This is a genomic window from Mesorhizobium sp. LSHC420B00, assembly GCF_000503055.1.
Lineage (GTDB): Bacteria > Pseudomonadota > Alphaproteobacteria > Rhizobiales > Rhizobiaceae > Mesorhizobium.
The window spans coordinates 1-26129 of the sequence record NZ_AYVY01000012.1 but is presented as its reverse complement, the minus strand read 5'-3'; the positions used below and the strand labels follow the sequence as shown (position 1 = coordinate 26129).

Sequence of the window (26129 nt, the reverse complement as noted above, 5' to 3'; positions counted from 1 at the left end):
TCACAGAATGTTCGTGCTGAAAATCACCAATAACCGCATAACCAATTGAAAAGAAATAAGAACATTGTGGCGAAAGGAGCCGCATGTCGAATTTCAAGCGGCCAATTTGGCGCACCCGTACAAAATTTTTGTGATTGGAAACGACAAGCTTGCGGACCCATCTCGGGGCGGTCCGAGCGACGCGAATTCTTCCCAAGGCACGCCACTTGACGGACAGACCAAAGAACTACCGGAGTACCTGAAATGACCAAGATCGCTCTTACCGCCGCCGCCATCCTCGTTGCCACCGGCACCGCTTTTGCGGGCAGCGACCATTATGGCTCGGACAACGTCAACCAGCCGGCCGCTCCTGCTGCCAACGTTGACAACACGTTCACCGGCTCGATCCGCAAGCCGGTTACTTCCGAGCATACCGGTGCCAAGACGACTTCCGAGTCGGTGGCGCCTGAATCCGGCCCAGGCATCTGGGGCCGCTGATTATCACAGCCCCGGAACACAAAGAGCGGCGGGCTCGGCCCGCTACTCTTGCTTTCGCGTATCAGCCGGGACGAGCGCTGGATCGAATCCTGCGCCAATCGAATACTTTGAATTGCAGGTTTCATCTGTAGCCACAATCTCGGTTGCTGAAATCGTCCAGCAACGTGCACGTCGGAAAAAGCCGATGCGTATTCGTCGGCGCGGGCAGCGCTCTCATCTCGAATGCGTCGAAAGCAACGACAACTCACGAATGACCAGCACACTGGAGTACCCGAAATGACCAAGATTGCTCTTACCATCGCCGCTATCGTCCTCACCGCCACGGGCAGCGCCTTTGCCGGCAGCGACCACTATGGTTCGGACGGTGCCAACCAGCCGGCCGCGCCTGTTGGCAATGCGCCTGTCGGCGCTATCGACAGCGGGTTTACCGGTTCCATCCGCAAGCCGCTGGCGGCTGAGCACAACGCCGTCGACACCGGGGCGACGACCCGATTCGGCACGGATCAGCCCGTAGTGCCCCAATCTGGCCGGGGCAACTGGGGCCGCTAGTTCCTCAAACCCCGGGAGCACAAAGAACGGCGGGCTTGGCCCGCCGCTCTTGTTTGTGCGAAGCTCGGTCGGTCGAGGGATCGGCGGTTTTTCCCCCGGCCTGTTGGTAAATCCCTAACGCAGATCCTTCGGCCAAATGCAGTGCGTCAGTCGGGCGCTGCCGAAGGTGAGACCGGCCCAATCGCCATCGACGTCGAACCGAGCCAGGGCCGCGGTCGGGAATTTTTCCGCCAGCTTTTTCAGCGCCGCTTCATCCGATCCAGCCCCGGCAAGCCCGCGCGCGAACTCCTCCAACCCGGGATTGTGGCCAAGCACCAGCAGCGTTCCGGTCTCCGCCTTTACTTGCCGCACCTTGGCGAGGATGTCCGCCGCCGCTGCCTCGTAGAGCGCCTGGGCAAATTTGGCCTGCACCTTCGCCGGCAATTCCGCCGAAACCAGCCGCCATGTGTCGCGGGTGCGCAGCGCCGGCGACACCAGCGCCAGCTCCGGCAGCCAGCCGCGCCGGGTCAGTTCGCGCCCGACCAGCGGCGCTGCTTTCCGCCCGCGCCCGGACAGCGGCCGGTCGAAATCGATGAGGCCAGGATCGTCCCAGCTCGACTTAGCGTGACGCAGGAGCAGCAATTGCATCATGGTTTCAAAATAAGGCCGAAACATCGCGTGCGCCATGCACGACGCGGACAATCTCGACGCATTGTTCGGCCAGTCAATAAAGCACGAGATAATTTGCCGTCAACGATCCGGATGTCAGCCATTCCGCTGGTTTTTGATGGCGTTGCCGAACCTGCTGCGGGCTTTTTTTTTATATCCTCGATGTCGAACGGGGCGGACGGACCACTCTCCAGCCCCTCCGCCCAGGCTTTCCGTAATCGCTCCGCTTCGGCTATGCGCAAGGGCTGGCCAAGCCCGCATTCGGGTAGCACCTCGCTGACTTTTTCGACGGTCGCCATCAAGCTGTCTACTATGACTTACCTGTGCTGTCGGCGACGTCGCATCGTCTATGAGCTGCCCTTCCGGGCGCGCACGAAAATGAACGCCGGGAGGCGGCAAAGTCGATCATATCCCTTTGGGTCCTTCAGTCTCAGTTCCTCACTTGGCGTCGGCTCGCACATCCGCTCAATGACAAATCCAGCATCCGCAAGAGGGTCAGTCAGATCGCGTAGCGGCCTTCGATAGTAGCGCATTTTCTGCCCGAGCCATCCCCATTCCTCCTCGATCAGTTCGGCATTCAAATATCCAGGATCGAGAATGCTGACTTGATCGTGAACTGGGTGATGCGTCGAAAATACCAGCGTGCCAGTTGGTCGAAGCAGCCGCGCATATTCAGAAAAAACGGCTGGTAGGTCCGCTAGGTAATGGAGGACGAGCGAAGATAGCACGAGGTCAAAAGTCTCGTCGCCGAGGATACCTTGCAGATTGCTCACGTCGCCCTGGATCACGCGGGCGCGACCTGCGACGCGCTTTTGCGCGAGAGCAACCATTGCGGCGCTACGGTCGACAGCAACCACGCGAGCACCGTGGCACATCAGCCAATCGGCGTACCAGCCGTGACCGCAACCGGCATCAAGAACATCGATATTGTCGACCGGTGGCAGGAGATGCAAGGTCGTCGGGCGCTCGTAGAGAGCATTCCAGGGCCGCTCATCGATCATCGCCGAGTAACGCCCGGCGATGGTGTCATAGTCTGTCGTTTCGGGCACGGACGTCATACCTCGTTATACCCGAAATCAATATCACTGGCGTCTGCCTTTGGCACATCGCGTCCTTGCGCTGTGCTGCCGAAAATCTGGCCGCTATCGAGACACAGCAGGCTTTCGCAGCCCACCGCACGGCTAATTTGTGGGGTTCACGACCCAGCCGATTGAAAAGCAATCACGGCGTTATCCGCGCCAGGTGCTCAAGATCGGTCTCTTCACGCAGCGGGTCGGGCGCGATCACCACCGACGTGGCGTTGTCGGCATCGTCGGCGAAGCGCGAAAACACCGTGCGGCCGCCTTCCATCCGCGCCTTGCCTTCGGCGACCAGGCCCAGCGCCAGCGGATAGAGCTGGTGCTCGGCCTTGAGCACGCGCGCGGCCAGCGTGTCCTCATTGTCGCCGACCATCACCGGCACTGCGGCCTGGGCGATGATCGGCCCGTCATCCATGTCGAGCGTGACGAAATGCACTGTGCAGCCATGGATGCGCATGCCTGCGCGGATGGCTCGCGCGTGCGTATCCAGCCCCTTGAAGGCAGGCAGCAGGGCAGGGTGGATATTGACCATCCGGCCCTGCCACTTCTCGACGAAACGCGCGCCGAGGATGCGCATATAGCCGGCCAGCGCGACGATTTCGGCGCCGAACGACAAGAGGGCCGCATCGATCGCCCCGTCATGCGCTTCCTTGCTGGCATAATCGGAGCGCGAAATCACCTTGGTGGCGATGCCGCGAGCCGCGGCGATGCCGAGGCCGGCGGCATTGGCGCGATCGGAGATGACGCCGACGATCTCGGCCGGATAGGCCGGGCTGCCGGCGGCCGCGATCAGCGCCGTCATGTTGGAGCCGCGCCCCGAAATAAGCACTACGGTGCGTTTTCTGGTCATAGGCCGATCGAGCCCCGATAGATGACGCCGGCATCGCGGCGCGGCACGATCTGGCCGATCGGCGTCACCGTCTCGCCGGCCTCCTGCAGAACGGCGGCGACCTGCGCCGCCTGACCGGAGGCGACGACCAGGATCATGCCGATGCCGCAATTGAAGGTGCGCATCATCTCTTCCGGCGCGACGCCGCCGGTCTTGGCCAGCCACGAAAACACCGGTGGCACCTCGATGGCGCCGAGATCGAGCTCGGCCGAAAAATCCTTGGGCAGAACGCGCGGGATGTTTTCGGGAAAGCCGCCGCCGGTGATATGGGCCAGCGCCTTGATGCCATGCGTGTTGCGGATCGCCTTGAGGATCGACTTGACGTAGATGCGCGTCGGCTCGAGCAGCGCCTCGGCCAGTGTCGCCTCGTCATTGAACGGCGCCGGATCGCCCCAGCCAAGGCCGCTTATCGCGACGATGCGGCGGACCAGCGAAAAGCCGTTCGAATGCAGGCCCGACGAGGCAAGGCCGAGCAGCACGTCGCCCTCGACGATGTCGTCGGTCGGCAACAGCTGGCCGCGTTCGGCGGCACCAACTGCAAAGCCGGCAAGGTCGTAGTCCTTGTCGTGATACATGCCCGGCATTTCCGCCGTCTCGCCACCGATCAGCGCGCAGCCGGCCTGCCGGCAGCCGGCGGCGATACCACCGACGATCGAAGCACCCTGGTCGGGATCGAGCTTGCCGGTGGCGAAATAGTCGAGGAAGAACAGCGGCTCGGCGCCTTGCACGACGATGTCGTTGACGCACATGGCGACGAGGTCGATGCCGATCGTATCGTGCTTGCCGGCGTCGATGGCGATCTTCAGCTTGGTGCCGACGCCGTCATTGGCGGCGACCAGCACCGGATCGGTGAAGCCGGCGGCCTTTAGGTCGAACAGGCCGCCGAAGCCGCCGATCTCGCCATCGGCGCCCGGCCGGCGGGTCGCACGCACCAGCGGCTTGATCTTCTCGACCATGAGATTGCCGGCATCGATGTCGACGCCCGCTTCGGCATAGGTGAGCCCGTTCTTGCGCTTGCTCATTTCCGGCGCCTGCTCATCTGTTGCGCTTGCCTGTCGCTGGTTTCATTCGCTTGCGGGCTCTTCGCATGAACGGTTTTGCCCCGCAAGGCAAGCGCGCGATGATGGTGTTTTCAGTTGGATACCGGCGGAACCGGGCGCGATATACTCCAACAGTAAAAAGAAATCCCCGCCAGAATTGCGGCGAGGCCACCGACGGTGGCAAGAGACCTGATTTCACCGTCGAAGGGCAGGATTCCATACGAGAAGCCGGCGGCGACCAAAGCCGCCGCGGCAGCCCACAGACCTGGATTTGCAACGACCGACCTCGCGAACAGAAACGCCACGACCGCAGCCGTCAGCCAGAGGGGCCAAGAGACGACCACGCCCACGGCCAGCTCAAGAGCGAAGGCCCACAGAAGATCTTGCGTCGCTATGTTGCGGTGCGGGGCTCCGAAAGATGCGAAAGCCAGCAGACTTTCTGTCAGTCCGGCCAGATAGCAAAGCGTTACTCGCCAAGCGATTGTGATTCTCTGCGCCATCGTCATTCAGCAGTAGGGAAAATAAGCTATTGCTTTCCCGGGCTCTTCGCATGAACGGCCGCACCTCGCAAGGATGACGGCGGGATCAGACTGTCTTGGCTCGACAAAAGAGTGGACAGTCGCCCAAGCTGCCGCCCTTATGGACGTCCCTCTCGTTCCGCCAGAACCATGTCGACGCGGTCGAGTTGTGCCTTGGCGTAGCCGCTCAGCGCTATTCCGCTATTGTTCGTTCGAATCCAGTGCACAGCCTGCCTCACCCGCTCGTAGTGCCCAAGTTCGATTTCGCAGGCAATCAGCGCGAGGATCCGAACGGCGAAGGGCTGTGTGAATTCGTAAGGTTTGTCGAGCAGCTCGCTATGTCCGGCGACGTAACTGGCGAGGTCCGGATTCTGAGCCCTGATCCGTCGCGCCAGCTCGACATATTTCCCCAGCAACCTATCTATGCTCGTCTGGTCAAGGTTCTCGAAGTAACGACCATAAGCTTTCAGCTCATTGTTAAATATCGTTTCGGGATGAAACTGCGACAGTCCGGGCCAGATCCATTTTTTGCCGTACAGCCTTTCAAGCAACGGCCTGACGGTAAGAAAGTCCAGGTAAACGAGCATGTTCACATGAACATCGCCAGAGCTTGCAGTAAAGGCTTCTTCGAGAATCAGGCTAATATCGTCGCTCCGGTCGACTTCGAAGACGCCTTTCCGGATGCGGCGAAAGCCATGTCCCATCATGAACGTATCGAGATACTTACGCGCTTCGCCAACGGCCAAAGACAAGGTTCCACTCCCTCTTTGTTGCGCCATGGTGCCTTGATGGTTGCCGAAGAGTCCAGCCACTGCGCCGCTTGTTCCAAAATAGCTTCGCGGCCAGTGCGCTCTCGACAAACCCGTGCACGGCCCAACTTTTGTCGCTTCTCACTTGCCGTGACCCTCCATCTCCATCATGTATCGACAAACAAGAGCGACGGGATAATGCGTTTGACCATCCCCAACATGATCACGATCATGCGCTTCGTGCTGGTGCCGGCCGTGGTGCTGGCCATGCTGCAGGAACGCTGGGACTGGGCCTTTGCCGGCTTCCTCATTGCCGGCATTTCCGACGGCGTCGACGGCTTCATCGCCCGCCATTTCAATCAGTTTTCCAGGCTCGGCGCCTATCTCGACCCGATGGCCGACAAGCTGCTGCTGGTCTCCGTCTTCGTGGTCATGGGCATCAGCGGCGAGTTGCCGCTATGGCTGGTCATCACCATGGTGTCGCGCGACGCGCTGATCGTCTGCGCCGTGCTTTTGTCCACCGTCATGGCGCATCCGGTTGAGATGAAGCCGCTCCTGGTGTCGAAGGCCAACACCGCGATCCAGATCGTGCTGGCGGCAGTGGTGTTGGGCGAACTCGCCTTTGACATCCGTCTCGATCCGCTGAGGCCGGCCCTCATATTGCTGTCCGGGGTCTTGACCGTGGCTTCGGCCGCGGCCTATCTCGTGGCTTGGCTGAGGCATATGAGCGGCTATGGCGAAGGCTCCACACCCGGCACCTGAACGCGGGGCACCTGAACACCAGGGACCCGACGAACGGTCGATCGACGCCGAGGCCGAAGCCGCGGCAGCGGAGGCTGCGGCATCGGCGTCGTTTCGCCGCCAGATCCGCTTCTGGCTGGTCAGCGCCATCATCCTCGCCGTCTTCCTCTATGTCTTCAGCGGCATCCTTCTGCCCTTCGTCGCCGGCATGGTGCTCGCCTATTTCCTCGACCCTGTCGCCGACCGGCTGGAGCGTCTCGGCCTGTCCAGGCTGATGGCGACGGTGGTCATCCTCATCGCCTTTATCGTCGTCCTGGTGCTGGCCGTCGTCATCCTGGTTCCGGTGCTCGCCTCGCAGATGGCTGATTTCGCCAGCAAGCTGCCGGACTATCTGACCCGGCTGCAGAGCCTGATCACCAGTTTCGACCCGAAATGGCTGGAAGAGAAATTCGGCGTCGACGCCAATGGCCTGCGCGAAGGGCTGAACTCGCTGCTGACCTCCGGCTTCGGTCTCCTGACTACGGTCTTCACCTCGATCTGGAGCTCCGGCGTGGCGCTGGTCTCGGTTGTCAGCCTGTTCGTGGTGACGCCGGTCGTCGCCTTCTACATGCTGCTCGACTGGGACCGCATGGTGGCAATCGTCGACGGCTGGGTGCCGCGCGACTATGTCAAGACGGTCCGGGCGATCGCCAGGGACATCAACACCGCGACCGCCGGCTTCGTGCGCGGCCAGGGTACGCTCTGCCTGGTGCTCGGCGCCATGTATGCCACCGGCCTGACGCTGACGGGCCTGAATTTCGGCATCCTCATCGGCCTGTTCGCCGGGCTGATCTCGTTCATCCCCTATGTCGGCTCGCTGACCGGGCTGGTGCTGGCTGTCGGCGTTGCCTTCGTCCAGTTCTGGCCGGACTGGACCATGATCGCGGCAGTGGCAGGCGTGTTCTTCGTCGGCCAGTTCATCGAGGGCAACATCCTGCAGCCGCGGTTAGTCGGCAAAAGCGTCGGCCTGCATCCGGTATGGCTGATGTTTGCGCTGTTTGCCTTCGGCGCGCTGTTCGGCTTCGTCGGCCTGCTGATCGCCGTTCCGGCTTCCGCCGCCGTTGCCGTTCTGGTGCGTTTCGCCATCGCGCGCTATCTCGAATCGCCGCTCTACAAGGGCCATGCCGACGAGCCGGTGCCGCCGCTGCCGGTTCGGCGCCGCGGGGGCGCGCGCGGTTGAGCCAGATGCCGGACAACAAGATCGATCCGCCGCGCCAATTGCCGCTCGATCTAGGCCACGGCACCGGCTATTCGCGTGACGAGCTCGTCGTCTCCGCCACCAACAGCCAGGCCGCGGCGCTTGTCGACCGCTGGCCGGACTGGCCGTCGCCGGTTGTCGTGCTGGCTGGGCCGGCCGGCTCGGGAAAAACCCATCTGGCCTCGATCTGGCGGACCCGCGCCGACGCGGTGAAAGTGGAGGCCGCCCGCATCGGCGACTGTATCGAAAATCTCGGCGCGCATCCGGCCCTGATCGACGATGTCGACGCCGGCCCGGTCGACGAGCACGGCCTGTTCCACCTGATCAATGCGGTGCGCGGCGCCGGCTCGACCTTACTGTTGACGGCGCGCCGCTTTCCCTCCGCCTGGGGCGTCAGGCTGCCCGACCTGGCCTCGCGGCTCAAGGCGGCGGCTACCGTCGAGATCCACGAGCCCGACGATCTCTTGCTGGCCGGCGTCATCACAAAACTGTTCGCCGACCGCCAGGTCGAGGTCGAGCCGCATGTCGTGCAATACCTGGTGCGCCGCATCGAACGCTCGCTGGCCACCGCCATGCGGGTGGTCGAACGGCTCGACCGCACCGCGCTCGAGCGCAAGACGCCGATAACGCGAGCGCTCGCAGCCGAGACGGTCAGCGCCATGGATGAAGGGCAGGGCGAGTTCGAGATTTGACGATTCCAGTTCAGCCACTGTCCCATTTCGGGAACAAAAGCTGGCATCCGTCTTGCAGCAAGGAGCTTGCCGGCTGATCCCGGTCCTGATTGCGTATCAATCAGGTAAGTAGGCTCGCCGGGAGATGGGGTGGTTGGGGTTCTCTTCCCGGCGAGCTTGCCTTTGGCAGCATCGAATCGATAGCGCCATTGCGCGGCGGCCGGGCCTCAGCTCTCTCCACCCACAATCACAGCTCGTTCCGTGCCAAAGCGCTTGCGATAGTCGCCGGGCACCAATCCGGTTATCCTGGCGAATACTTTGCGGAACGAGCCGGGATCGTCATAGCCGACCTCCCAGGCGATCTGGTCGATCGATCGCATCGTGGTTTCCAGCATCTCGCGCGCCTTGCCGACCCGCAGGTGCTGACAATATTCGGTCGGCTTGAGGCCGGTGGCGTTGCGGAACCTGCGTAGGAAAGTCCGCTCCTCCAGTCCGGCATGCTCGGCCATGGCGCCAAGCGTCACGTCACGCGCGCCGTTCGCCTGCAGCCAGTGCTGCACCTTGAGGATCGCTTCGTCGCCATGGGTCAGTCGCGGCGCAAACGGGCTGTAAAAACGTTGCTCGCGGCCCGGCGGATCGACCAGCATGAAACGGGCCGTGTCCATCATGACGGCTGACCCGAGCACCCTGTCCACCAGCTTGAGGCCAAGGTCGGTCCAGGCCATGTAGCCGCCGGCGGTGATGATATCGCCATCGTCGATGACCAGCCTGTCGGCGTCGAGCAGGATGTCTGGAAAGCGTAGCGCCAGCGCGTCGCGATAGGCCCAGTGCGTCGTCGCCGCACGGCCGGACAACAGGCCGGTCTCGGCAAGCACGAAGGCGCCGGCGCAGACCGAACCGAGCGTCGCCCCTGCCATGTGGCGGTCCCTGAGCCACCCGGCATAGGGTGCTGCCGCCTCGCGCGGAATCGGATCACCTAGGGTCGGGGGCAAGATGACCATGGCAGGTCCATGGCCAGCACCGGACCCGCTGTCGAAGGTGCGGATAACCGTTGGGCTCGCCTCCTGCAGCCGCCAATGGCTGACGCGAAGCGTCGCCGCCTCCGGCGACCGCTCGACAGCCAGCCGGTTTGCCAGCATGAAAAGATCGGTCAGGCCGAGCACGGCTGCTTCCTGCACGCCGGGATACAAGACAAGGCCGATTTCGATCAGATCACGCGCAGCCGTCATTTGTCAGTTTTGCCACGTTGAATGTCCGTTTTGCCAATGCTCACCCTGACCGCACTGTTATAATTTGTCCAGCTGAAGGGGGCTAAAAGCTTCCCTGTTACCCGCCAACTTTTCCATCAAGGAGTAGGACGATGAGCACATTCACCACCCATGACGGCACCGAGGTTTTCTACAAGGATTGGGGCAAGGGCCAGCCGATCGTGTTCCATCACGGCTGGCCGCTGAGCTCAGACGACTGGGACAACCAGATGCTGTTCTTCCTCGAAAAGGGCTACCGCGTCATCGCCCATGACCGCCGCGGGCACGGCCGCTCGTCGCAGACCGCGACCGGCAACGACATGGATACCTACGCTGCCGACGTCGCGGCGCTGGCGGCGCATCTCGATCTCAGGGATGCGATCCACATCGGCCACTCGACAGGTGGCGGCGAGGTGGCGCGTTACGTCGCGCTTTATGGCGGCGGCGGCCGTGTTGCCAAGGCGGTGCTGATTGGCGCCGTGCCGCCGATTATGGTCAAGACCGACAGCAACCCCGGCGGCTTGCCGATCGAAGTCTTCGACGGCTTTCGCGCGGCTCTGGCCGCTAACCGCGCCCAGTTCTACAGGGATGTGCCGGCCGGCCCGTTCTATGGCTTCAACCGCGAGGGCGCCAAGATCTCGCAAGGCGCCGTCGACAATTGGTGGCGCCAGGGCATGATGGGCGGAGCCAAGGCCCATTACGACTGCATCAAGGCATTCTCGGAGACCGATTTCACCGACGACCTCAAAAAGATCGAGGTTCCCGTCCTGATCATGCATGGCGACGACGACCAGATCGTGCCGATCGCCGATTCCGCGCTGCTTGCGGCCAAGCTGGTGAAGCATGGCACGCTCAAGGTCTACAAGGGCCTGCCGCACGGCATGTGCACCACCCATCCGGAGATCATCAATCCGGATCTGCTGGCCTTCATCCAGGGCTGACGGCTCGCATATCGGACGGGCAGCGCAGGCTCGTGCTGTCCGTCCGTCGCTTAAGCATGACCGGCGACAGGAGACACGCTCGAGCGTGATCCGCTTGCCCTGCCGACGAGATTTGCTTGATGAATGGTCGGAGTGGAGAGATTCGAACTCCCGACCCTCTGGTCCCAAACCAGATGCGCTACCAGGCTGCGCTACACTCCGAACGGTCTGTTGCCTAGTGATTTCGGCCCGCCAAAGCAAGCTAAAAAGCCATCGGCCTTGCTGCCGGCGGCATTGCGCAGTAATGACGAGCTAGTGCATGGCCAGAGAACAGTAATCTGGTCTCGGGTCATGTGCTTGCAACCAGCAATGAGGTGGTCATGTCAGCCCGCATTTTCAGCCCAGCCAAAACCGCGATGCAGTCCGGCAAGGCCAAGACCGGCTACTGGGTGCTGGAATTCGATCCGGAGCAGCGCAAGAAGATCGATCCGCTGATGGGCTACACCACGTCCGGCGACATGCGAAGCCAGATCAGGCTGACCTTCGACACCAGGGAAGAGGCGGTCGCCTATGCCGAGAAGGAAGGGCTGGCTTTCCGCGTCGAGGAGCCGAAGGAAATCAAACGCCGCCAGATTTCCTATGCGGAGAATTTCCGCTATGACCGCAGGACGCCCTGGACGCATTGATCCTATGCCGGCCCTGCCGGCGCCCAACAATCAGCCGGTCATGCGGCCGGCCAGCGGTCCCGTAGCTCAGCTGGATAGAGCACCGGCCTTCTAAGCCGATGGTCACAGGTTCGAATCCTGTCGGGATCGCCAAACAATTCAGGTCCATTCCGGACAGGTTCACTCGCCAGTCGCGAACAGGATTTCCGAAACATGACAGCGATGGGCGCGGCGGCACTGCTGATCCTTGTCCTGACCTATGCCGGCGTCGCAATCGGCAGGATACCAGGGCTGCGCCTCGACCGGGCAGGCATCGCGCTGCTCGGCGGTGCGGCGATGATCGCCATCGGCGCGCTCAGCATGGAGGACGCCTACCGCGCCATCAGCTTCGACACCATCACGCTTTTGCTCGGCATGATGATCGTCGTGGCGCATCTGAAAGTGTCCGGCGCTTTTCGCGCGCTCGGCGGGTTCGCCATTGAGCATGCGCATGCGCCATTCATGCTGCTGGTGATGGTGACGCTGTTGACCGGCGTCCTGTCGGCATTCCTGGTCAACGACGCCATCTGCCTGGTCATGGCGCCGATCGTCGTCCATGTCACCCGCGTCATCAACCGCAACCCGGTTCCCTATCTGATCGCCACCGCCACTGCATCTAATTGCGGCAGTGTCGCCACCATCACCGGCAATCCGCAGAACATGGTCATCGGCGCCCTGTCGGGGATTTCCTATCCGGCCTTCTCGGCGGCGCTTGCGCCGGTGGCCCTGTTCGGCCTCGTCGCCGTCATCGTCATCATCCGCATCGTCTACCGCGCCGAATTTTCGCGCAAGGCCGAGCTTAGCCCCGAAGTCTATCGCGGTCGCATGCTGCCGGGGCAAGTGCTGAAGGCGGTGGTGGTCTGTATCGGTTTGGCGGTCGCTTTCTTTGCCGGCGTTCCCGTTGCCAAAGCTGCGCTGATCGGCGGCGCGATCCTGTTGCTGACCCGCGCCATCAAGCCTGAGCGCATCTATCGCGAGATCGATGGGCCGCTGCTGTTCATGTTCGCCGGGCTTTTCATCGTCGTCGCCGGGGCGGAGAAGACGCTGCTTACGCCCGACATCGTCGCTTCGGCAAAGGACCTTGGGCTGAATGATGTCTGGCGGCTGTCCGGCTTCACCGCAGTGCTGTCCAACATCATGAGCAACGTCCCGGCCGTGCTGGCGCTGCGGCCGTTCATACCCGGCCTGGAGAATCCAGAGCGTGCCTGGCTGGTCGTCGCCATGAGCTCGACCCTGGCCGGCAATTTCACGCTGCTCGGCTCGGTCGCCAATCTGATCGTTGCCGAGCACGCGCGGGTCTCCGGCAAGCCGCTGGGCTTCATCGCCTTCTTCAAGGTTGGCCTGCCATTGACGCTGGTCACGCTTCTTGTCGGGACGGCATGGCTGGCGGCCTAAAAGCGCGTCGCGTTCGACCGGCCTCATGCGACGCGCTTTAGGCTCTTGTTTAATGCATGGCGTTATCGCAAAACCGCTGCACACTTTTGCGCGACATGCATTAGCCAGTCAGGGCGATGTGACCGTCACATGGCCCTTCATATTGGGATGGAAGCGGCAGAAATAATCGACCGATTCGGCCTTCTTCACCATCAGGCTTGCTGCCTGCTTCGGCGGGATCATCACTTCCCAGCCGCCGTTGACGGTTGCCGTGTGGGCGAACACGTCCTTGTTCACCCACTTGATCGTGTCGCCGACCTTCGCCTCGATCTTTGCCGGCGAAAACACAACCTTGTCGATCGTCACCTCAATGGTTTCGGCCTTGGCAGGTGCGGCGCCGATGGTCAGCGCCAGCGCAACCCACAGATGCCGCCTCGACACCATTGGCCCGATCCTCACTTCAGCATACCGGCGACGTGTTCGGCGTGCTGTTCGTGGCCCTGGAATATTTTCAGGCCGGTTTCCAGCAGGCTCTTCAGCTCGGCATTGCCGGCCGACGGGATCAGCAGAGTTTCGAGCGCGCCATTGACCTGCTTGTGGTAGGCCACCTCGCTGGCGACATAGGCCTTGTCGAACGCCGCGCCCTTGAGCTTGGCAAGCTTGGCACGTTCCTCGGCCGCCGCCTTGGTCAGCGCTTTGCTGGTCGGATTGTCCTCAGGCGTGACCTTGAGCTTCTTGACCAGGTCGAGAGCCTGTTTGTTGACGGCCTCGTGATCCCGCACCATGTCCTTGGCGAAATCTACGACCTCTTTGTTTTTCGATTTCTGCAGCGCCTGCTTGGCCGCCTCGACGTCAAGCACGCCCGCTGTGTAGGCGATATGTGCGATCTGCGGATCGGTCGGCTTGTCGGCAGCTTGCGACAAGGGCGCTGCGCTAAGCAGGAAAAATGCGGCCAGTGCCGTGGTCGATCGAATAAACATGATGCTCTCCTTCGCCCCGACGCCGAGCTGCATCGGGCTTCGTTTTCAGTGATGCTCATTGGATGCAGGTCGCCGGAAAACGTTCCCGCGAAAATCGACGCGACCTATCCGGAAAGACCAAGCCGCTGCATCACGGCATTGGTCAGCCGTTCACAGCGCCGGCCCGCGAACGGAAACGCGTCGAGCAGCACCGGGCCGATCTGGTCGTCCAGCGCCTTGCGTACCAGCGCACGAGCGCGGTGCAGCCGGGTCTTGATGGTTTCTGGTCGCACGCCAAGCAGTTCGCCGGTCTCCTCGATGCTCAGCCCCTCGATGACTCGCGCCACGAACACCAGCCGGTAGACATCGGGAAGACTGTCGGTTGCCCGTTCGACAAGCTCAAGGATCTGCCGTTGCGCCATCGTCCGCTCCGGATCGTCGCTCGGGTTGAGGGGAAACCGGATGATTTCGGCTTGCGGATTTTCAGGTATCGCCACCATTCGCCGCCTTTTGCGCAAGCGGCCGAGCGCTTCGTTGATGACGATACGCGACAGCCACGTGGCGAGCGAGGCATCGCCACGAAAGGCCTCGAGGTGGGCAAACGCCCTGACATAGGCCTCCTGGACGATGTCCTCGGCCTCGCTGTCGTTGCGCACAACGCCGCGGGCGATGCGGTAGAGCCTCTGGTTGTGCGTCTTGATGATGGTGCGGAATGCATCGCCATCGCGTGCCAGCGCGCGGCCGACAAGCTGCATGTCGCCGGAAGCGGCGGACGTTGCCGTCAACACAGCCGGCATTGGCGATCTCCTGATAGGCTTCTCATCGGGATATTGGATGCATCGGCCGACAAAAGGTTCCCGACCGATCCGCCGGCCAGCCTCGATCCGCATCAAGCGCCGGCAGAAGCTATTCTATCGCTTCCGCCACGCCGGCGTCTCTATTTTGTAGACGCCGCTTCATCGGCTGATCGGTCGCCATGACACCGCTCAGGATCGCAGTGTTTCCAGGCTGTTACGCCGATTCCTGACTCAGTCTGGCAAGGTGCTGGCTCAGGCCTCTGCGGCCGCCGCCAGCCCGCGCGCCAGGTCGGCCTTCAAATCCTCGACATCCTCGAGCCCGATCTGCAGGCGCACCAGCGGTCCGTCATACGGGCCCTTGGCGACGGTACGGTCGCCCAGGAGTACCGGCACGGCAAGGCTCTCATAGCCGCCCCAGGAATAGCCGAGGCCAAAAAACTTCAACGCGTCGAGGAAGGCGTGCTGCTGCTTCTGTCCGCCGCCTGCAAGGACGATAGAGAAGATGCCGCTCGATCCGCAAAAATCGCGCTTCCACAAAACGTGGTCGGGATGGCTGGGCAGCCCCGGATGCAGCACCTGCGCCACGCCCGGCTGGCCCTCCAGCCAGCCGGCGAGGGCAAGCGCGCTCTTTTGATGGTGCTCCAGCCGCACGCCCATTGTGCGCAGGCCGCGCAGCACCTGGTAGACGTCATCCGGCCCGGCGCAGCATCCCATCGTGTTGAACGTCTCGCAAAGCTGCTTCCAGCAGGCTGCGTTGGCCGAGACCGTGCCGAGCAGCACGTCGGAATGGCCGGCCGGGTATTTCGTCGCCGCATGGATCGAGATGTCGACGCCATGGTCGAGCGGGCGGAAGTAGAGCGGCGTCGCCCATGTGTTGTCCATCATGACGATGGCGCCGGCGGCATGCGCTGCCTTGGCGATGGCCGGTATGTCCTGCACCTCGAAAGTGTTGGAGGCCGGCGATTCGGTGAACACCACCCTGGTGTTGGGCTTGATCAGCGCCGCGATGCCGGCGCCGATGCGCGGTTCGTAATACTCGACCTCGATGCCCAGCCGCTTCAGCATCGTGTCGGCGAAATTGCGGGTCGGGTGATAGACGGAATCGACGATCAGCAGATGATCGCCGGCCGACAGGAAGGCGAGCAGCGGCAGCGTCACCGCCGCCAGGCCCGATGGAACCGCGACCGTGCCCGCAGAGCCTTCCAGCGCATCGATCGCGCTGTTCAGCGCATCGGTGGTCGGCGTGCCCCGCGTTCCGTAGGTGTATTTCTGGCTGCGTGAAGCCATCGCCGCCGCGTTGGGATAAAGCACGGTCGAGGCATGCACCACCGGCGGGTTGACGAAGCCGAAATAGTCATGCGGGTTGTTGCCGGAATGGGCGAGCCGCGTGTTGATGCCCATCTCGCTGCCGTCTTTTGCCATTGCATTTCGTCCCGTGAGTAGGTCGTTAGCCATAGTGCGGCGGCATTGGCCGCGCAACCGCACCGCACTCGCCAGGCAAAGGTCTTGAATATGCCAATTCAGCAATGCGCCGTAGATCCGCAGGGCGCCCGGCGCGGTCGGGAAGTCGCGGTCGGGAAGGCGCGATCGGATTTTGCCGGCTTTATCGGCGCGTTGACCGATTTGCGGGCGCGTTTGTCTGCGATTCAGGCATTTCAGCCAGTTGGTTTTCAAAGTCTTTCGGATTTGGTCATTTCCCTTGACCTCACAGGAATAATCGCCTTCGATGTTGTTCGTGAATGGGAGACAGCGCGTCGGTTACGATGCGGGATTCCGGTAATGGGCCGGGATACGAAGCTGCGTTCACACGGGAAAAAGTCAGGTTCGCCTGGAAAAAACAGAAAAGGGTCTGTGGGTCATGAAACACATTGCAATCGGCGTTTTGGGCGCCGCCGCGTTTGGATTCGCGGCTTCGGCCGCATCCGCGAGCACGCTCGACGACGTCAAGGCGAAAGGCTTCATCCAGTGCGGCACCAACACAGGTCTTGCTGGCTTCGCGGCGCCGGACGACAAGGGTGAATGGAAAGGCATCGATGTGGATTTCTGCCGCGCCGTGGCGGCCGCCGTCTTCGGCGATGGCACCAAAGTCAAATTCACGCCGCTCAGCGCCAAGGAGCGGTTCACCGCGCTGCAGTCGGGCGAGGTCGACATCCTGTCGCGCAACACCACCTGGACCATCAACCGCGATACGGCACTTGGCCTGAACTTCGTCGGCGTCACCTATTATGACGGTCAGGGCTTCATGATCAACGCCAAGAAACTGCCGGGCGTCAATTCGGCGCTGCAGCTTTCGGGCGCGGCGGTCTGCGTGCAGAGCGGCACCACGACCGAGCTCAATCTCGCCGACTACTTCAAGGCGAACAAGATGGAATACAACCCCGTCGTCTTCGAAAAGCTGGATGAGGTCAACGCCGCCTATGACGCCGGCCGCTGCGACGTCTACACCACCGACCAGTCGGGTCTCTACGGCATCCGCCTGACGCTCAGCGCGCCGGCCGACCATGTCGTGCTGCCCGAGATCATCTCCAAGGAACCGCTCGGCCCGGCCGTGCGCCAGGGTGACGACCAGTGGTACCACATCGTCAAGTGGACCTACTTTGCGCTGTTGCAGGCCGAGGAACTGGGCATCACCCAGGCTAATGTCGACGAGATGAAGAACTCGGACAATCCTGAGATCAAGCGCGTGCTCGGCCAGGAAGCCGACACCAAGATCGGCACCGATCTCGGCGTCTCCAACGACTGGGTCGTCAACATCGTCAAAGCAGTTGGCAACTACGGCGAAATGTTCGAACGCAATGTCGGTTCGGGCAGCCCGCTGAAGATCGCGCGCGGCATCAACGCGTTGTGGACCAAGGGTGGCCTGCAATACGCTCCGCCGATCCGCTGATCGAAATGTGATCCGGAAGGCAGCTTCCTGCCTTCCGGTTTCTCTTTCCAGGGGATGGTCGCCAGAAGGGTGGTGGTTTAATGGCATCGCAGGAAATTCTTCGCGAGGAGCCAAGCCGCGGTTCCTTCATCAATGATCCTCGCGTCCGCGGCATATTCTTTCAAGCACTGGTCCTCGTCCTGCTGGTAGCGGGTGTCTGGTGGGTCACCCACAACGTCATCGCCAATTTGACGCGGCTGCACATCGCTTCCGGCTTCGGCTTTCTCAAGGGCCGCGCCGGCTTCGACATCAGCGAAAGCGCCATCGCTTATTCATCGGATTCGACCTATTTCCGTGCCATCCTGGTTGGCTTTATCAACACCGTGATCGTTGCTGTCGTCGGCATCATCACCGCCACCATCATCGGTTTCATCGTCGGCATAGGCCGGCTGTCGCATAACTGGCTGATCAGGAAGATCTGCACCGTTTATGTCGAGGTGTTCCGCAACATCCCACCGCTGCTGGTCATCTTCTTCTGGTATTCCGGCGTGCTCGCCGTGCTGCCGCCGCCGCGCGACAGCATCAATTTGCCGTTCGGCTCCTTTCTCAACCAGCGCGGCTTCTATTTTCCCCGCGCTATGTGGGGCGAGGGATCCTGGCTGATCCTGGTCGCACTGCTCCTCGGCATCGCCATGGCCTGGTTCGTCGCCCGCAAGGCGCGACAGCGGCAGATGGCGACGGGGCAGCCATTCCCGGTGTTCTGGACATCCATAGCGTTGATCGTCGGCCTGCCGCTGCTGGCCTACGCGCTGAGCGGCTTTCCGCTGAGCTTTGAATTTCCAAAGCAGTCGACCTTCAATCTCGTCGGTGGCTTTCAGGTCAGGCCCGAGTTCCTGTCACTCTATCTGGCGTTGTCCTGCTATACGGCCGCCTTTATCGCCGAGATCGTGCGCGCCGGCATCAGGGGCGTCAGCGCAGGCCAGACCGAGGCGGCCGCTGCACTCGGGCTGCGTTCGGGATCGATCCTCAGGCTTGTCGTCGTGCCGCAGGCGATGCGCATCGTTATTCCGCCGCTGACCAGCCAGTACCTCAACCTGACCAAGAATTCCTCGCTCGCCATCGCCATCGGCTATCCGGACCTGACGGCGACGGCTGGCACGGTCTTGAACCAGACCGGGCAGGCAGTCGAAGGCGTGGTGATCATGATGGCGGTGTACCTGGCGCTCAGCCTGATCACGTCGGCGGTCATGAACGTGGTGAACGCCAGGATGGCGCTGGTGGAGAGATAAGGCCATGCAAGAGCACGATATGTCCTGGGTGCGGACGGAGATGGCGCTGGCGCAGGCGGCGCCGTCGAGCGAGCGCGGCCTCGGCGCCTGGGTCCGCAAGAATCTGATCGCGTCGACCGGCGACACCATCCTGACCATCATCGGCATCGTGCTGGTTGCCATGATCCTGCCGCAGATCGTCAATTGGGCTTTCATCAACGCCCAGTGGACGGGACCGGATCGCACGGTCTGCGCCACCGTGGCGCAGGGCGGCATCCAGCCGGACGGCTGGACCGGCGCCTGCTGGGCCTTCGTCAACGCCAAGTTCGGCCAGTTCATGTTCGGCCGCTATCCCCTGGAAGAGCGTTGGCGCCCGATCCTGGTCGCCATCCTGTTCGTGGCGCTGCTGGTGCCGCTGCTCATTCCGCGCGTACCGCGCAAGGGGCTGAATGCCATTCTTCTCTTTTTTGCGCTGCCGGTCGTCGCCTTCGTTCTGCTGCTCGGCGGCATGTTCGGCCTGCCCTATGTCGAAACCCCGCTTTGGGGTGGACTGCTGGTGACACTCAGCCTGTCCTTCGTGGGCATCGCTGTGTCGCTGCCGGTCGGCATCGTGCTGGCGCTCGGCCGGCGCTCGAACATGCCGATCGTCAAGCTGCTGTGCGTGATCTTCATCGAGACGGTACGCGGCATCCCGCTGATTACGGTGCTGTTCTTTGCCAGCGTGATGCTACCGCTGTTCCTGCCGGCCGGCGTCAGCTTCGACAAGTTCCTGCGCGCGCTGATCGGCGTGTCGCTGTTTGCCGCCGCCTACATGGCCGAAGTGGTGCGCGGCGGCCTGCAGGCGATCCCCAAAGGCCAGTATGAGGGCGCCGATTCGCTCGGCCTCAGCTACTGGCAGAAGATGGGTCTGGTCGTCATGCCGCAGGCGCTGAAGCTGGTCATTCCCGGCATCGTCAACACCTTCATCGGCATGTTCAAGGACACCAGCCTGGTCATCGTCATCTCGATGTTCGACCTCCTCGGCATCGTCAAGCAGAACTTCTCCGACGCCAGCTGGGCAACGCCGCAGACGGCCAGGTCCGGCCTGGTGTTCGCGGCCTTCATCTTCTGGCTGTTCTGCTTCGGCATGTCGCGCTATTCAATGTACACGGAACGCCGTCTCGACACCGGCCACAAACGCTAAAAAGGGGACCTTGTCATGGTCATAGAAAACGCCGTCAGCGCGGAAGAGATCAAGGTCAATGCCGCCAAGATGCATATTTCCACCACCGATGTCGCCATCGACATCATCGCCATGCACAAATGGTACGGCGAATTCCATGTCCTGAAGGACATCAATCTAAAGGTGATGCGCGGCGAGCGGATCGTCATCTGCGGCCCGTCGGGCTCCGGCAAATCGACGATGATCCGCTGCATCAACCGGCTGGAGGAACACCAGAAGGGCAAGATCATAGTCGACGGCAAGGAACTGACCAACGATCTGAAGAAGATCGACGAGGTGCGCCGCGAAGTCGGCATGGTGTTCCAGCACTTCAACCTGTTTCCGCATCTGACCATCCTCGAGAATTGCACGCTGGCGCCGATCTGGGTGCGCAAGATGCCGCGGAAGCAGGCCGAGGAAATCGCCATGCATTTCCTCACGCGCGTCAAGATCCCGGAACAGGCCAACAAATATCCCGGCCAGCTTTCCGGCGGCCAGCAACAGCGCGTGGCGATCGCCCGCTCGCTGTGCATGAACCCGCGTATCATGCTGTTCGACGAGCCGACCTCGGCGCTCGACCCGGAAATGATCAAGGAAGTGCTGGAGACGATGGTCGGGCTGGCCGAGGAAGGCATGACCATGCTCTGCGTCACCCATGAAATGGGCTTTGCGCGCAAAGTCGCCAACCGGGTGATCTTCATGGACCAAGGCCAGATCGTCGAGCAGAACACGCCGGCCGAGTTCTTCGACCACCCGCGCCACGAACGCACGAAACTGTTCCTGTCGCAGATCCTGCACTGATCCTGTACGCCGGTTCGGAACAAGACCGGCGGACCGGGCTCGCTGCGTTGCTCAGGGCCTTACGCGTATTCGACGAGCGCTGACCGTGCGCGGCGCGAGAAGATAGCAAGCGTGCTTCAGGCCGCTCGAGTGGTCACCTTGCAACCTGGTAGCTAAGGCCGGCACGGATCATAAGCGCGCCGGCTGCGTTCATTGCCATTGGGAGTTGTATAACGAGCCGCGTTGGCGCGTGCGGCGGCAGGTCAAGGTTCATCCCGATGCTCATCCAACCGATCGATTATTTTCTCGTCGTCTGGTTCGCACTGGCGCTGGCTTCGACGCTTTATGTCGGCTTCGATCAATATCGCAACAATCCCGAGCCGGTGGTGATGAAATGGGGATTCATCCTGGTTACCCTCTATATGGGTCCGCTCGGCTTGCTGCTCTACGTGCTAGCCGACAAGGAGCCCCGGCCGGGCGAGCATGAACTCTTTACCCGGCCGCTCTGGAAGCAGGGCGTCGGCTCCACCATCCACTGCGTCGCCGGCGATGCCACCGGCATCATTCTTGCCGCCGCCGTCACGGCGGCGCTCGGCCTGCCGATGTGGATCGACCTGATCGTCGAATATCTCGCCGGCTTTGCCTTCGGCCTGTTCATCTTCCAGTCGCTGTTCATGAAATCGATGATGGGCGGCACCTATTGGGAGAATGTGCGCAAGAGCTTTCTGCCCGAGTTCATCTCCATGAACTTCATGATGGCCGGCATGGCGCCGGTCATGAGTTTTCTGATGATGGGCCGCGACATGCGCGCGATGGAACCGACGGAGCTTTTGTTCTGGGGCGTGATGTCGATCGGCGTCATCGCCGGCTTTGCGCTTGCCTACCCGGCCAATGTCTGGCTGGTCGCCCGCGGCTTGAAACATGGGCTGATGACACAGCGCCAACAGGCGGCCGGCACCGACGGTCGGGAGCAGCCCCACCAAGGGCAACACGCGCAGATGCAAATGCAGCAGGCCGACGCCAGCGGCCATCACGGGCAGCACCACGATATGGCTTCCCACAAAGGCAAAGGCGGCGCCGGTCATCACATGGAGACGGATGCCACGACCCCGCAAGTCGCCGCCCTCAGCATGGTCTCCCTGCTGGCCCTCGCCATCGGCATGATCGCGCCGGCGAACTGGCTGAACCTAACCTTGTCGGCGCGCGATGTCGGCGGGGTGATCATGCCGCAAGGCATGATCATGGATCGCGACACGCCCGCCGACGCAATGCGCGACATGGCCGCCACCGATCCGCGCCTCGTGACCGCCTCTTATGGTCTGCCGGCAAAGGGCGACCAGGACCTGCCGTTTCGAATGGAGAACGGCGTCAAAGTGTTCGAGCTCAGGCCTTCGGTGGTCCGCTGGCAGATCCTGCCGGACGTTGCGGTCGACGCTTATGCCTATAATGGCCAGATTCCCGGCCCGCGAATTCACATTCGCCAGGGCGACCGGATCAGGATCAACGTCACCAACGGCCTGCCTGAGGAAACGACGGTGCATTGGCATGGCCTGATCCTGCCGAACCAGATGGATGGGCCAGCCGAAATCACCCAGGCGCCGATCGAGCCCGGGCAATCCTATTCATACGAGTTCACCGCAACCCAGCACGGAACCTATTTCTACCACCCCCATGCCAAGCCGGACCGGACCCAGGCGCTCGGCCTCTACGGTGCGCTGATCATCGATCCCGCCAATCCCGCCGATGAGGTCGCGGCCGACCATGATTACGTCATCGAGCTTCAGGAATGGCTGGTGCGGGAAGGGCTGACCTACCCGTCGATGCCGATGGACGGCGGCATGCCGAATTTCTTCACCATCAACGGCAAGGCCTATCCCTCGACCGAGACGATTCCGATGAAGGTCGGCGAGACGCTCAAGGTGCGGTTCATCGGCACCAACAACGGCTTCATCCATCCGATGCACATCCATGGCGGACCGTTCGAGGTCGTTGCCCGCGACGGCGAGACGATCCCTGCCTCGGGTCGTTTCCTTGCCGATACAGTCAACGTCGGGCCAGGTCAGCGCTATGACGTGATCTGGAAGGCACAGCGTCCGGGCAAATGGCTGATCCATTGCCACATCCCGCATCACACCACGAACAACAATGTCGAGGAGAAGGGCGGCGGCGGGCTGATGGTCGTGATCGATGTGACATGACCGGCGTCGGCTTGGCTCGTTCCAACCGCTGCACCGGCCCGGACGCCATGCAGTGGCTGAAACCATGTTTTCTCTTAAGCTGATGTGATCTGCCAGACAGCGACGCCGGCAAGGGCGAGACCGGCAGCGCCCTCGATGGCCCGGGAGATGGTTTCGAACAGCCGTGGCTGGCGCGCGAAAAACTGTACAAGCCGTTCCCGAAACACGATCGACAATACCGCGACGCAGGACAGCGTCAGCGCCACGCCGACCATCATGGTGATGGCAAACAGGACGCCCGCTGCCGGAACACCCCTGGAGATCGCGAAAGTCATCGCGAAAAGCGTCAGCGGGCAGGGGATCAGGCCTGCCATCACGCCGACAGCCTCGCCTTCGTGCCTGTGGTGATGGCTGTGGCTCAAAGCGCGCCAGAGCATCCAGACGCCAATGAGGCCGAGCAGCCCACGACTGATATGCTCCAGAAGCGGAGCGCGGCCAACGCTGCCCAATGCTATGGAGACCAGTGGCAGCGAGAGAGCCGCAATCAGAACGGCAATCGTCACATGCGTGAACGATAGCGTGATAGACACGAGCAGGCCGCGCGAGACCTTCGCATCCGAACCGGCAAGATAGGTCGCCAGGACCGCCTTGCTATGACCCGGCGTCAGCGCATGGGCAGCCCCGAACACGACGCCCATCGGCAGGAAGGCCATGAATGCCAGCCAATTGCCTCCGGCCGCAAGCAGCTTGATCTGCTCGCCGAGCGTCAGATAGATCGTGCGCTGAAATTCGACGAGCGTCTGGAACATCGGACGAGACTAGCAGAAAATCGGCGAGCGTCAGTGCATGTGGCCGTGGTCATGCGTGTGCTCGTGAGGGTGCGGATGGTCGTTCTCTCCACGTTCCGTTGAAAACCGGACATTCGCCTCAGCCAGGGCTGGCATATGCTGGGACAGTTCGTCTTTCAGCGCTGCCGCGATCTTGTTCGCCGCCGACAGCGGTAAGGTTTCGTCCGCGGCAATTGCGATGTCGGCGTGCAATCTATGACCGACCCAGCGCGCCTTAGCATCGACAATATGGGCGCCCGCAACATGCTCGGCGGCATGTCGGATTTCATCCATCACACCGGGTTCGATTCCGTCCAGCATGCGGGTCAGCACCGAACGGGCCGATTGCCACACGATACCGAAGATCGCAATCGTGATCAGCAGGCCGACGATCGGGTCGGCCAAGGAAAAGCCGAGCCAGACGCCGATGGCTCCGATGACCACGGCAAGGCTGGTAAGTCCGTCGGTGCGGGCGTGGTAGCCGTCGGCAATGAGTGCCGCGCTGTTGATTTCGCGGCCGACGCGGATACGGAACACGGCAACCGCCTCGTTGCCGAGGAAGCCGACAATGCCCGCCGCCGTCAGCCAGCCGAGGTGTGTCACAATTTGTGGATTGATCAGCCTGTCGATGGCTTGATCGGCGGCGACAACAGCGCTGAACAGGATGATGAGCACGATGATGATGCCGGCCAGATCCTCGACCCGGCCCAAGCCATAGGTAAAGGTTCGCGACGGCTTGCGCCGCGCCAGCACGAACGCAATCCATAGCGGGATCGCCGTTGTCGCATCGCCGATGTTATGGATCGTGTCGGCCAGCAATGCCACGCTTCCCGACAGCACAACCACGACCATCTGCAACGCCGCGGTGATGGCCAGGATTACGAACGACCATTTGATTGCCCAGATGCCCCGGTCGGTGGTAGCAATTGTCGCATCGATGACGCCGTGGGTGTGACCGTGCGAACCGTGATCGCCGTGATGATGTGCGGCGTGCGAGCCGAACCCGAGCCAGTCCAGAATGCGGGCTACGATGGCATTCATAGATACTTCGCCAGCTGCTTGAGTTCCGCCAGCGAGTTGCCGCCGGTTTCCACGCTGTCCGTGAGGCAATGCTCGATGTGATCGTTGATCAGCTCGCGCTTGGCGCTGCTGATGGCCCTTTCGACGGCATGAAGCTGCTGCGCCAGATCAACGCAAGGGCGATGCGCCTCGATCATGGCCAGCACCGCCGCAAGGTGACCTTGCGCGCGCTTCAGGCGCTTTATGATGGAAGGATGCGAGGCGTGGAGGTGATCTGACATGCTTGAGCATATCCTCCCGGGGAGGATACGCGTCAAGCGCTTTGTCAGCCGTGCAACTCCAGAGACGCTTCACCTTGAGCATGGCTTGCTCTAAGCCTTTCCCATGAAGAAGCTTGCCCGTTTTCTTGGCCTGCTGGTCGTTGCAACAGTGCTTGCCGCAGCGCTGGGCACGCTGCTGCCGCGCCCGCTCTGGCCGGCGGCAGTTGCCGATCCGATCGGCGCAAGCCACCGCATCTTGGTGCTGCAAAATCCGATCCACACCGACATCGCCATCCCGGTCGACGACGATATGCGCCGGCGCTTCCATTTCCTGGTCGATGCCGGCATTCCTGCCGACATGGCGGAGGTCCGCTACATCGTCTTCGGCTGGGGCGGCCGCGCCTTCTATCTGGAGACGCCGACCTTGTCGGAGCTGAAGCCGATGCCAGTGATGAAGGCGCTGACCGTCGATGCCTCGGTGATGCATGTCGACATTTCCGGCGACATCGCCGAGCCGCATCCCGACGTCGCCGGCTTCGACATCGGCGACGAACGCTTTGCGGCGCTGCTCGATTACATTGCGGCAAGCTTCCAGCGTGGGCCGAACGGGGCCATTCCGATCGAGAATGCGGCCTATTCCCGCTTCGATCGTTTCTTCGAAGCCAATGGCCATTTCAACGCGCTGATCGGCTGCAACACCTGGACGGCGGCGGCACTGCGCACGGCCGGGCTGCGCACCGGCTGGTGGAACCCGCTGCCAGCCTCGCTCGGCCTGTCGATGCGGCTTCACAATTGAAGAGGGTTCCGGCTGATCAACGCCGCGATCCTTCGAGCCCTCCTTTCGCCAATCTCTAACGTTGCAGGACCTAGCAAGGCGCCGAAACTGCCAATCTCCCTCCTTGTGGGGAGATGTCCGGCAGGACAGAGGGGGGCGCTGTCCCGCCGGCCTATCGAGCTTTTTATCGCCGATCCCCAGACTCGCGCGCCCGCTAGCCATAAAGCCAATCAAGATCGGCGGCGAGCTTTTCGGGTGAGCGCATCGCCAGGAACAGGTTGCGGGCCATCGCCACCGGCCCGGCCGCGTGCCAGGCGAGGCGGTTGACCGCGCCGCGGCGGGCGACCTGGGCGACG

28 protein-coding genes, 2 tRNA genes and 2 pseudogenes are annotated in these 26129 nt (G+C 62.2%); 16 read left to right on the top strand and 16 right to left on the bottom strand.

Annotated features, from left to right (window positions below; genetic code table 11):
* Positions 1–243 precede the first annotated feature (243 nt).
* Positions 244–477, top strand: a complete 234-nt coding sequence (locus X760_RS57510; protein ID WP_023719768.1) for a DUF680 domain-containing protein — start codon at positions 244–246, stop codon at positions 475–477.
* 276 nt (positions 478–753) lie between these two features.
* Positions 754–1026 carry a DUF680 domain-containing protein gene (locus tag X760_RS57505; protein WP_023719767.1) on the top strand — a complete coding sequence of 91 codons (273 nt, stop codon included), beginning with the start codon at positions 754–756 and terminating at the stop codon, positions 1024–1026.
* A gap of 114 nt (positions 1027–1140) precedes the next feature.
* Here the strand turns inward: X760_RS57505 and X760_RS57500 are convergent, their stop codons facing one another.
* From X760_RS57500 to purM, 5 genes are all read right to left on the bottom strand, one after another.
* Complete coding sequence (locus X760_RS57500; RefSeq protein ID WP_023719766.1) at positions 1141–1656, bottom strand: histidine phosphatase family protein; 516 nt, start codon at positions 1654–1656, stop codon at positions 1141–1143.
* On the bottom strand, positions 1653–1973 hold the full coding sequence (locus X760_RS77235; protein WP_198030505.1) for a hypothetical protein: 321 nt from the start codon (positions 1971–1973) through the stop codon (positions 1653–1655). Before X760_RS77235 ends, X760_RS57500 begins: the two co-directional genes overlap by 4 nt.
* Positions 1974–2021: 48 nt before the next feature.
* Positions 2022–2723 carry a class I SAM-dependent methyltransferase gene (locus X760_RS57495; RefSeq protein ID WP_198030504.1) on the bottom strand — a complete coding sequence of 234 codons (702 nt, stop codon included), beginning with the start codon at positions 2721–2723 and terminating at the stop codon, positions 2022–2024.
* A gap of 172 nt (positions 2724–2895) precedes the next feature.
* Positions 2896–3603 (bottom strand): phosphoribosylglycinamide formyltransferase, encoded by a 708-nt coding sequence (purN, locus tag X760_RS57490; protein ID WP_023719764.1) that lies wholly within the window; start codon positions 3601–3603, stop codon positions 2896–2898.
* A complete protein-coding gene (gene purM / locus X760_RS57485; RefSeq protein ID WP_023719763.1) occupies positions 3600–4664 on the bottom strand; it encodes a phosphoribosylformylglycinamidine cyclo-ligase in 1065 nt (354 codons plus the stop codon). The genes purN and purM overlap by 4 nt, the downstream gene beginning before the upstream one ends.
* A 65-nt stretch (positions 4665–4729) precedes the next feature.
* Between purM and X760_RS76405 the strand changes: the two genes are divergently transcribed.
* Positions 4730–5236, top strand: a complete 507-nt coding sequence (locus tag X760_RS76405; protein ID WP_156948088.1) for a hypothetical protein — start codon at positions 4730–4732, stop codon at positions 5234–5236.
* Between the two features lie 83 nt (positions 5237–5319).
* Here the strand turns inward: X760_RS76405 and X760_RS57475 are convergent, their stop codons facing one another.
* Complete coding sequence (locus tag X760_RS57475) at positions 5320–6012, bottom strand: hypothetical protein (RefSeq protein WP_023719761.1); 693 nt, start codon at positions 6010–6012, stop codon at positions 5320–5322.
* Positions 6013–6153: 141 nt separating this feature from the next.
* On the opposite strand from X760_RS57475, the gene X760_RS57470 reads away from it, so the two are divergent.
* The 3 genes from X760_RS57470 to hdaA are packed head-to-tail and all read left to right on the top strand — an operon-like array spanning position 6154 to position 8619.
* Positions 6154–6711: a CDP-alcohol phosphatidyltransferase family protein gene (locus tag X760_RS57470; protein ID WP_023719760.1), complete on the top strand. Its 558-nt coding sequence runs from the start codon at positions 6154–6156 to the stop codon at positions 6709–6711.
* Complete coding sequence (locus X760_RS57465; RefSeq protein WP_023719759.1) at positions 6683–7909, top strand: AI-2E family transporter; 1227 nt, start codon at positions 6683–6685, stop codon at positions 7907–7909. The genes X760_RS57470 and X760_RS57465 overlap by 29 nt, the downstream gene beginning before the upstream one ends.
* 5 nt (positions 7910–7914) lie before the next feature.
* Positions 7915–8619 carry a DnaA regulatory inactivator HdaA gene (gene hdaA / locus X760_RS57460; protein WP_023719758.1) on the top strand — a complete coding sequence of 235 codons (705 nt, stop codon included), beginning with the start codon at positions 7915–7917 and terminating at the stop codon, positions 8617–8619.
* A 206-nt stretch (positions 8620–8825) separates the two neighbouring features.
* Here the strand turns inward: hdaA and X760_RS57455 are convergent, their stop codons facing one another.
* Entirely contained in the window at positions 8826–9827 is a 1002-nt protein-coding gene (locus X760_RS57455; protein WP_023719757.1) for a GlxA family transcriptional regulator, read from the bottom strand.
* 131 nt (positions 9828–9958) lie between these two features.
* Between X760_RS57455 and X760_RS57450 the strand changes: the two genes are divergently transcribed.
* Entirely contained in the window at positions 9959–10786 is an 828-nt protein-coding gene (locus X760_RS57450; RefSeq protein WP_023719756.1) for an alpha/beta hydrolase, read from the top strand.
* 124 nt (positions 10787–10910) lie between these two features.
* Here the strand turns inward: X760_RS57450 and X760_RS57445 are convergent.
* A tRNA-Pro gene (locus X760_RS57445) sits at positions 10911–10987 on the bottom strand.
* A gap of 158 nt (positions 10988–11145) precedes the next feature.
* On the opposite strand from X760_RS57445, the gene X760_RS57440 reads away from it, so the two are divergent.
* The 3 genes from X760_RS57440 to X760_RS57430 all read left to right on the top strand — a co-directional run bounded on the left by X760_RS57440 (position 11146) and on the right by X760_RS57430 (position 12864).
* A complete protein-coding gene (locus X760_RS57440) occupies positions 11146–11451 on the top strand; it encodes an ETC complex I subunit (protein ID WP_023677641.1) in 306 nt (101 codons plus the stop codon).
* A 55-nt stretch (positions 11452–11506) separates the two neighbouring features.
* Positions 11507–11583, top strand: a tRNA-Arg gene (locus tag X760_RS57435).
* Between the two features lie 60 nt (positions 11584–11643).
* Positions 11644–12864, top strand: a complete 1221-nt coding sequence (locus tag X760_RS57430; protein WP_023719755.1) for an anion transporter — start codon at positions 11644–11646, stop codon at positions 12862–12864.
* A gap of 108 nt (positions 12865–12972) precedes the next feature.
* On the opposite strand, the gene X760_RS57425 is transcribed toward X760_RS57430, so the two are convergent.
* From X760_RS57425 to X760_RS57405, 4 genes are all read right to left on the bottom strand, one after another.
* Positions 12973–13287 carry a cupredoxin family copper-binding protein gene (locus X760_RS57425; protein ID WP_031194217.1) on the bottom strand — a complete coding sequence of 105 codons (315 nt, stop codon included), beginning with the start codon at positions 13285–13287 and terminating at the stop codon, positions 12973–12975.
* Between the two features lie 11 nt (positions 13288–13298).
* A complete protein-coding gene (locus X760_RS57420; RefSeq protein ID WP_023719753.1) occupies positions 13299–13823 on the bottom strand; it encodes a DUF4142 domain-containing protein in 525 nt (174 codons plus the stop codon).
* 104 nt (positions 13824–13927) lie between these two features.
* Entirely contained in the window at positions 13928–14599 is a 672-nt protein-coding gene (locus X760_RS57415; RefSeq protein ID WP_023719752.1) for an RNA polymerase sigma factor, read from the bottom strand.
* Between the two features lie 252 nt (positions 14600–14851).
* The gene (locus tag X760_RS57405) at positions 14852–16021 is read right to left on the bottom strand and encodes a cystathionine beta-lyase (protein WP_023719750.1); all 1170 of its coding nucleotides are present in this window, start codon (positions 16019–16021) and stop codon (positions 14852–14854) included.
* Positions 16022–16457: 436 nt separating this feature from the next.
* On the opposite strand from X760_RS57405, the gene X760_RS57400 reads away from it, so the two are divergent.
* The 5 genes from X760_RS57400 (at position 16458) to X760_RS57380 (ending at position 22912) form a co-directional block, all read left to right on the top strand.
* Positions 16458–17486, top strand: a complete 1029-nt coding sequence (locus X760_RS57400) for an amino acid ABC transporter substrate-binding protein (RefSeq protein WP_023719749.1) — start codon at positions 16458–16460, stop codon at positions 17484–17486.
* A gap of 80 nt (positions 17487–17566) precedes the next feature.
* Positions 17567–18754 (top strand): amino acid ABC transporter permease, encoded by a 1188-nt coding sequence (locus X760_RS57395; RefSeq protein ID WP_023719748.1) that lies wholly within the window; start codon positions 17567–17569, stop codon positions 18752–18754.
* A gap of 4 nt (positions 18755–18758) precedes the next feature.
* Entirely contained in the window at positions 18759–19916 is a 1158-nt protein-coding gene (locus X760_RS57390; RefSeq protein WP_023719747.1) for an amino acid ABC transporter permease, read from the top strand.
* A 15-nt stretch (positions 19917–19931) separates the two neighbouring features.
* Entirely contained in the window at positions 19932–20735 is an 804-nt protein-coding gene (locus tag X760_RS57385; protein ID WP_023719746.1) for an amino acid ABC transporter ATP-binding protein, read from the top strand.
* Positions 20736–20992: 257 nt separating this feature from the next.
* Complete coding sequence (locus X760_RS57380; protein ID WP_023719745.1) at positions 20993–22912, top strand: DUF4396 domain-containing protein; 1920 nt, start codon at positions 20993–20995, stop codon at positions 22910–22912.
* A 74-nt stretch (positions 22913–22986) separates the two neighbouring features.
* Here X760_RS57380 and X760_RS57375 read toward each other — a convergent pair whose 3' ends face one another.
* The 3 genes and pseudogenes from X760_RS57375 to X760_RS57365 all read right to left on the bottom strand — a co-directional run bounded on the left by X760_RS57375 (position 22987) and on the right by X760_RS57365 (position 25019).
* On the bottom strand, positions 22987–23700 hold the full coding sequence (locus tag X760_RS57375) for a sulfite exporter TauE/SafE family protein (RefSeq protein ID WP_023719744.1): 714 nt from the start codon (positions 23698–23700) through the stop codon (positions 22987–22989).
* 96 nt (positions 23701–23796) lie between these two features.
* A pseudogene (locus tag X760_RS57370) lies at positions 23797–24759 on the bottom strand (cation diffusion facilitator family transporter); the annotation flags it as partial.
* The gene (locus X760_RS57365; RefSeq protein WP_023719742.1) at positions 24756–25019 is read right to left on the bottom strand and encodes a metal-sensing transcriptional repressor; all 264 of its coding nucleotides are present in this window, start codon (positions 25017–25019) and stop codon (positions 24756–24758) included. The pseudogene X760_RS57370 and the gene X760_RS57365, both read right to left, overlap by 4 nt.
* Before the next feature lie 103 nt (positions 25020–25122).
* On the opposite strand from X760_RS57365, the gene X760_RS57360 reads away from it, so the two are divergent.
* Positions 25123–25794, top strand: coding sequence for a TIGR02117 family protein (locus X760_RS57360; protein WP_023719741.1), 672 nt, complete (start codon positions 25123–25125; stop codon positions 25792–25794).
* A 193-nt stretch (positions 25795–25987) separates the two neighbouring features.
* Here X760_RS57360 and X760_RS77995 read toward each other — a convergent pair.
* Positions 25988–26129: pseudogene (locus tag X760_RS77995) on the bottom strand (salicylate hydroxylase); the annotation flags it as partial.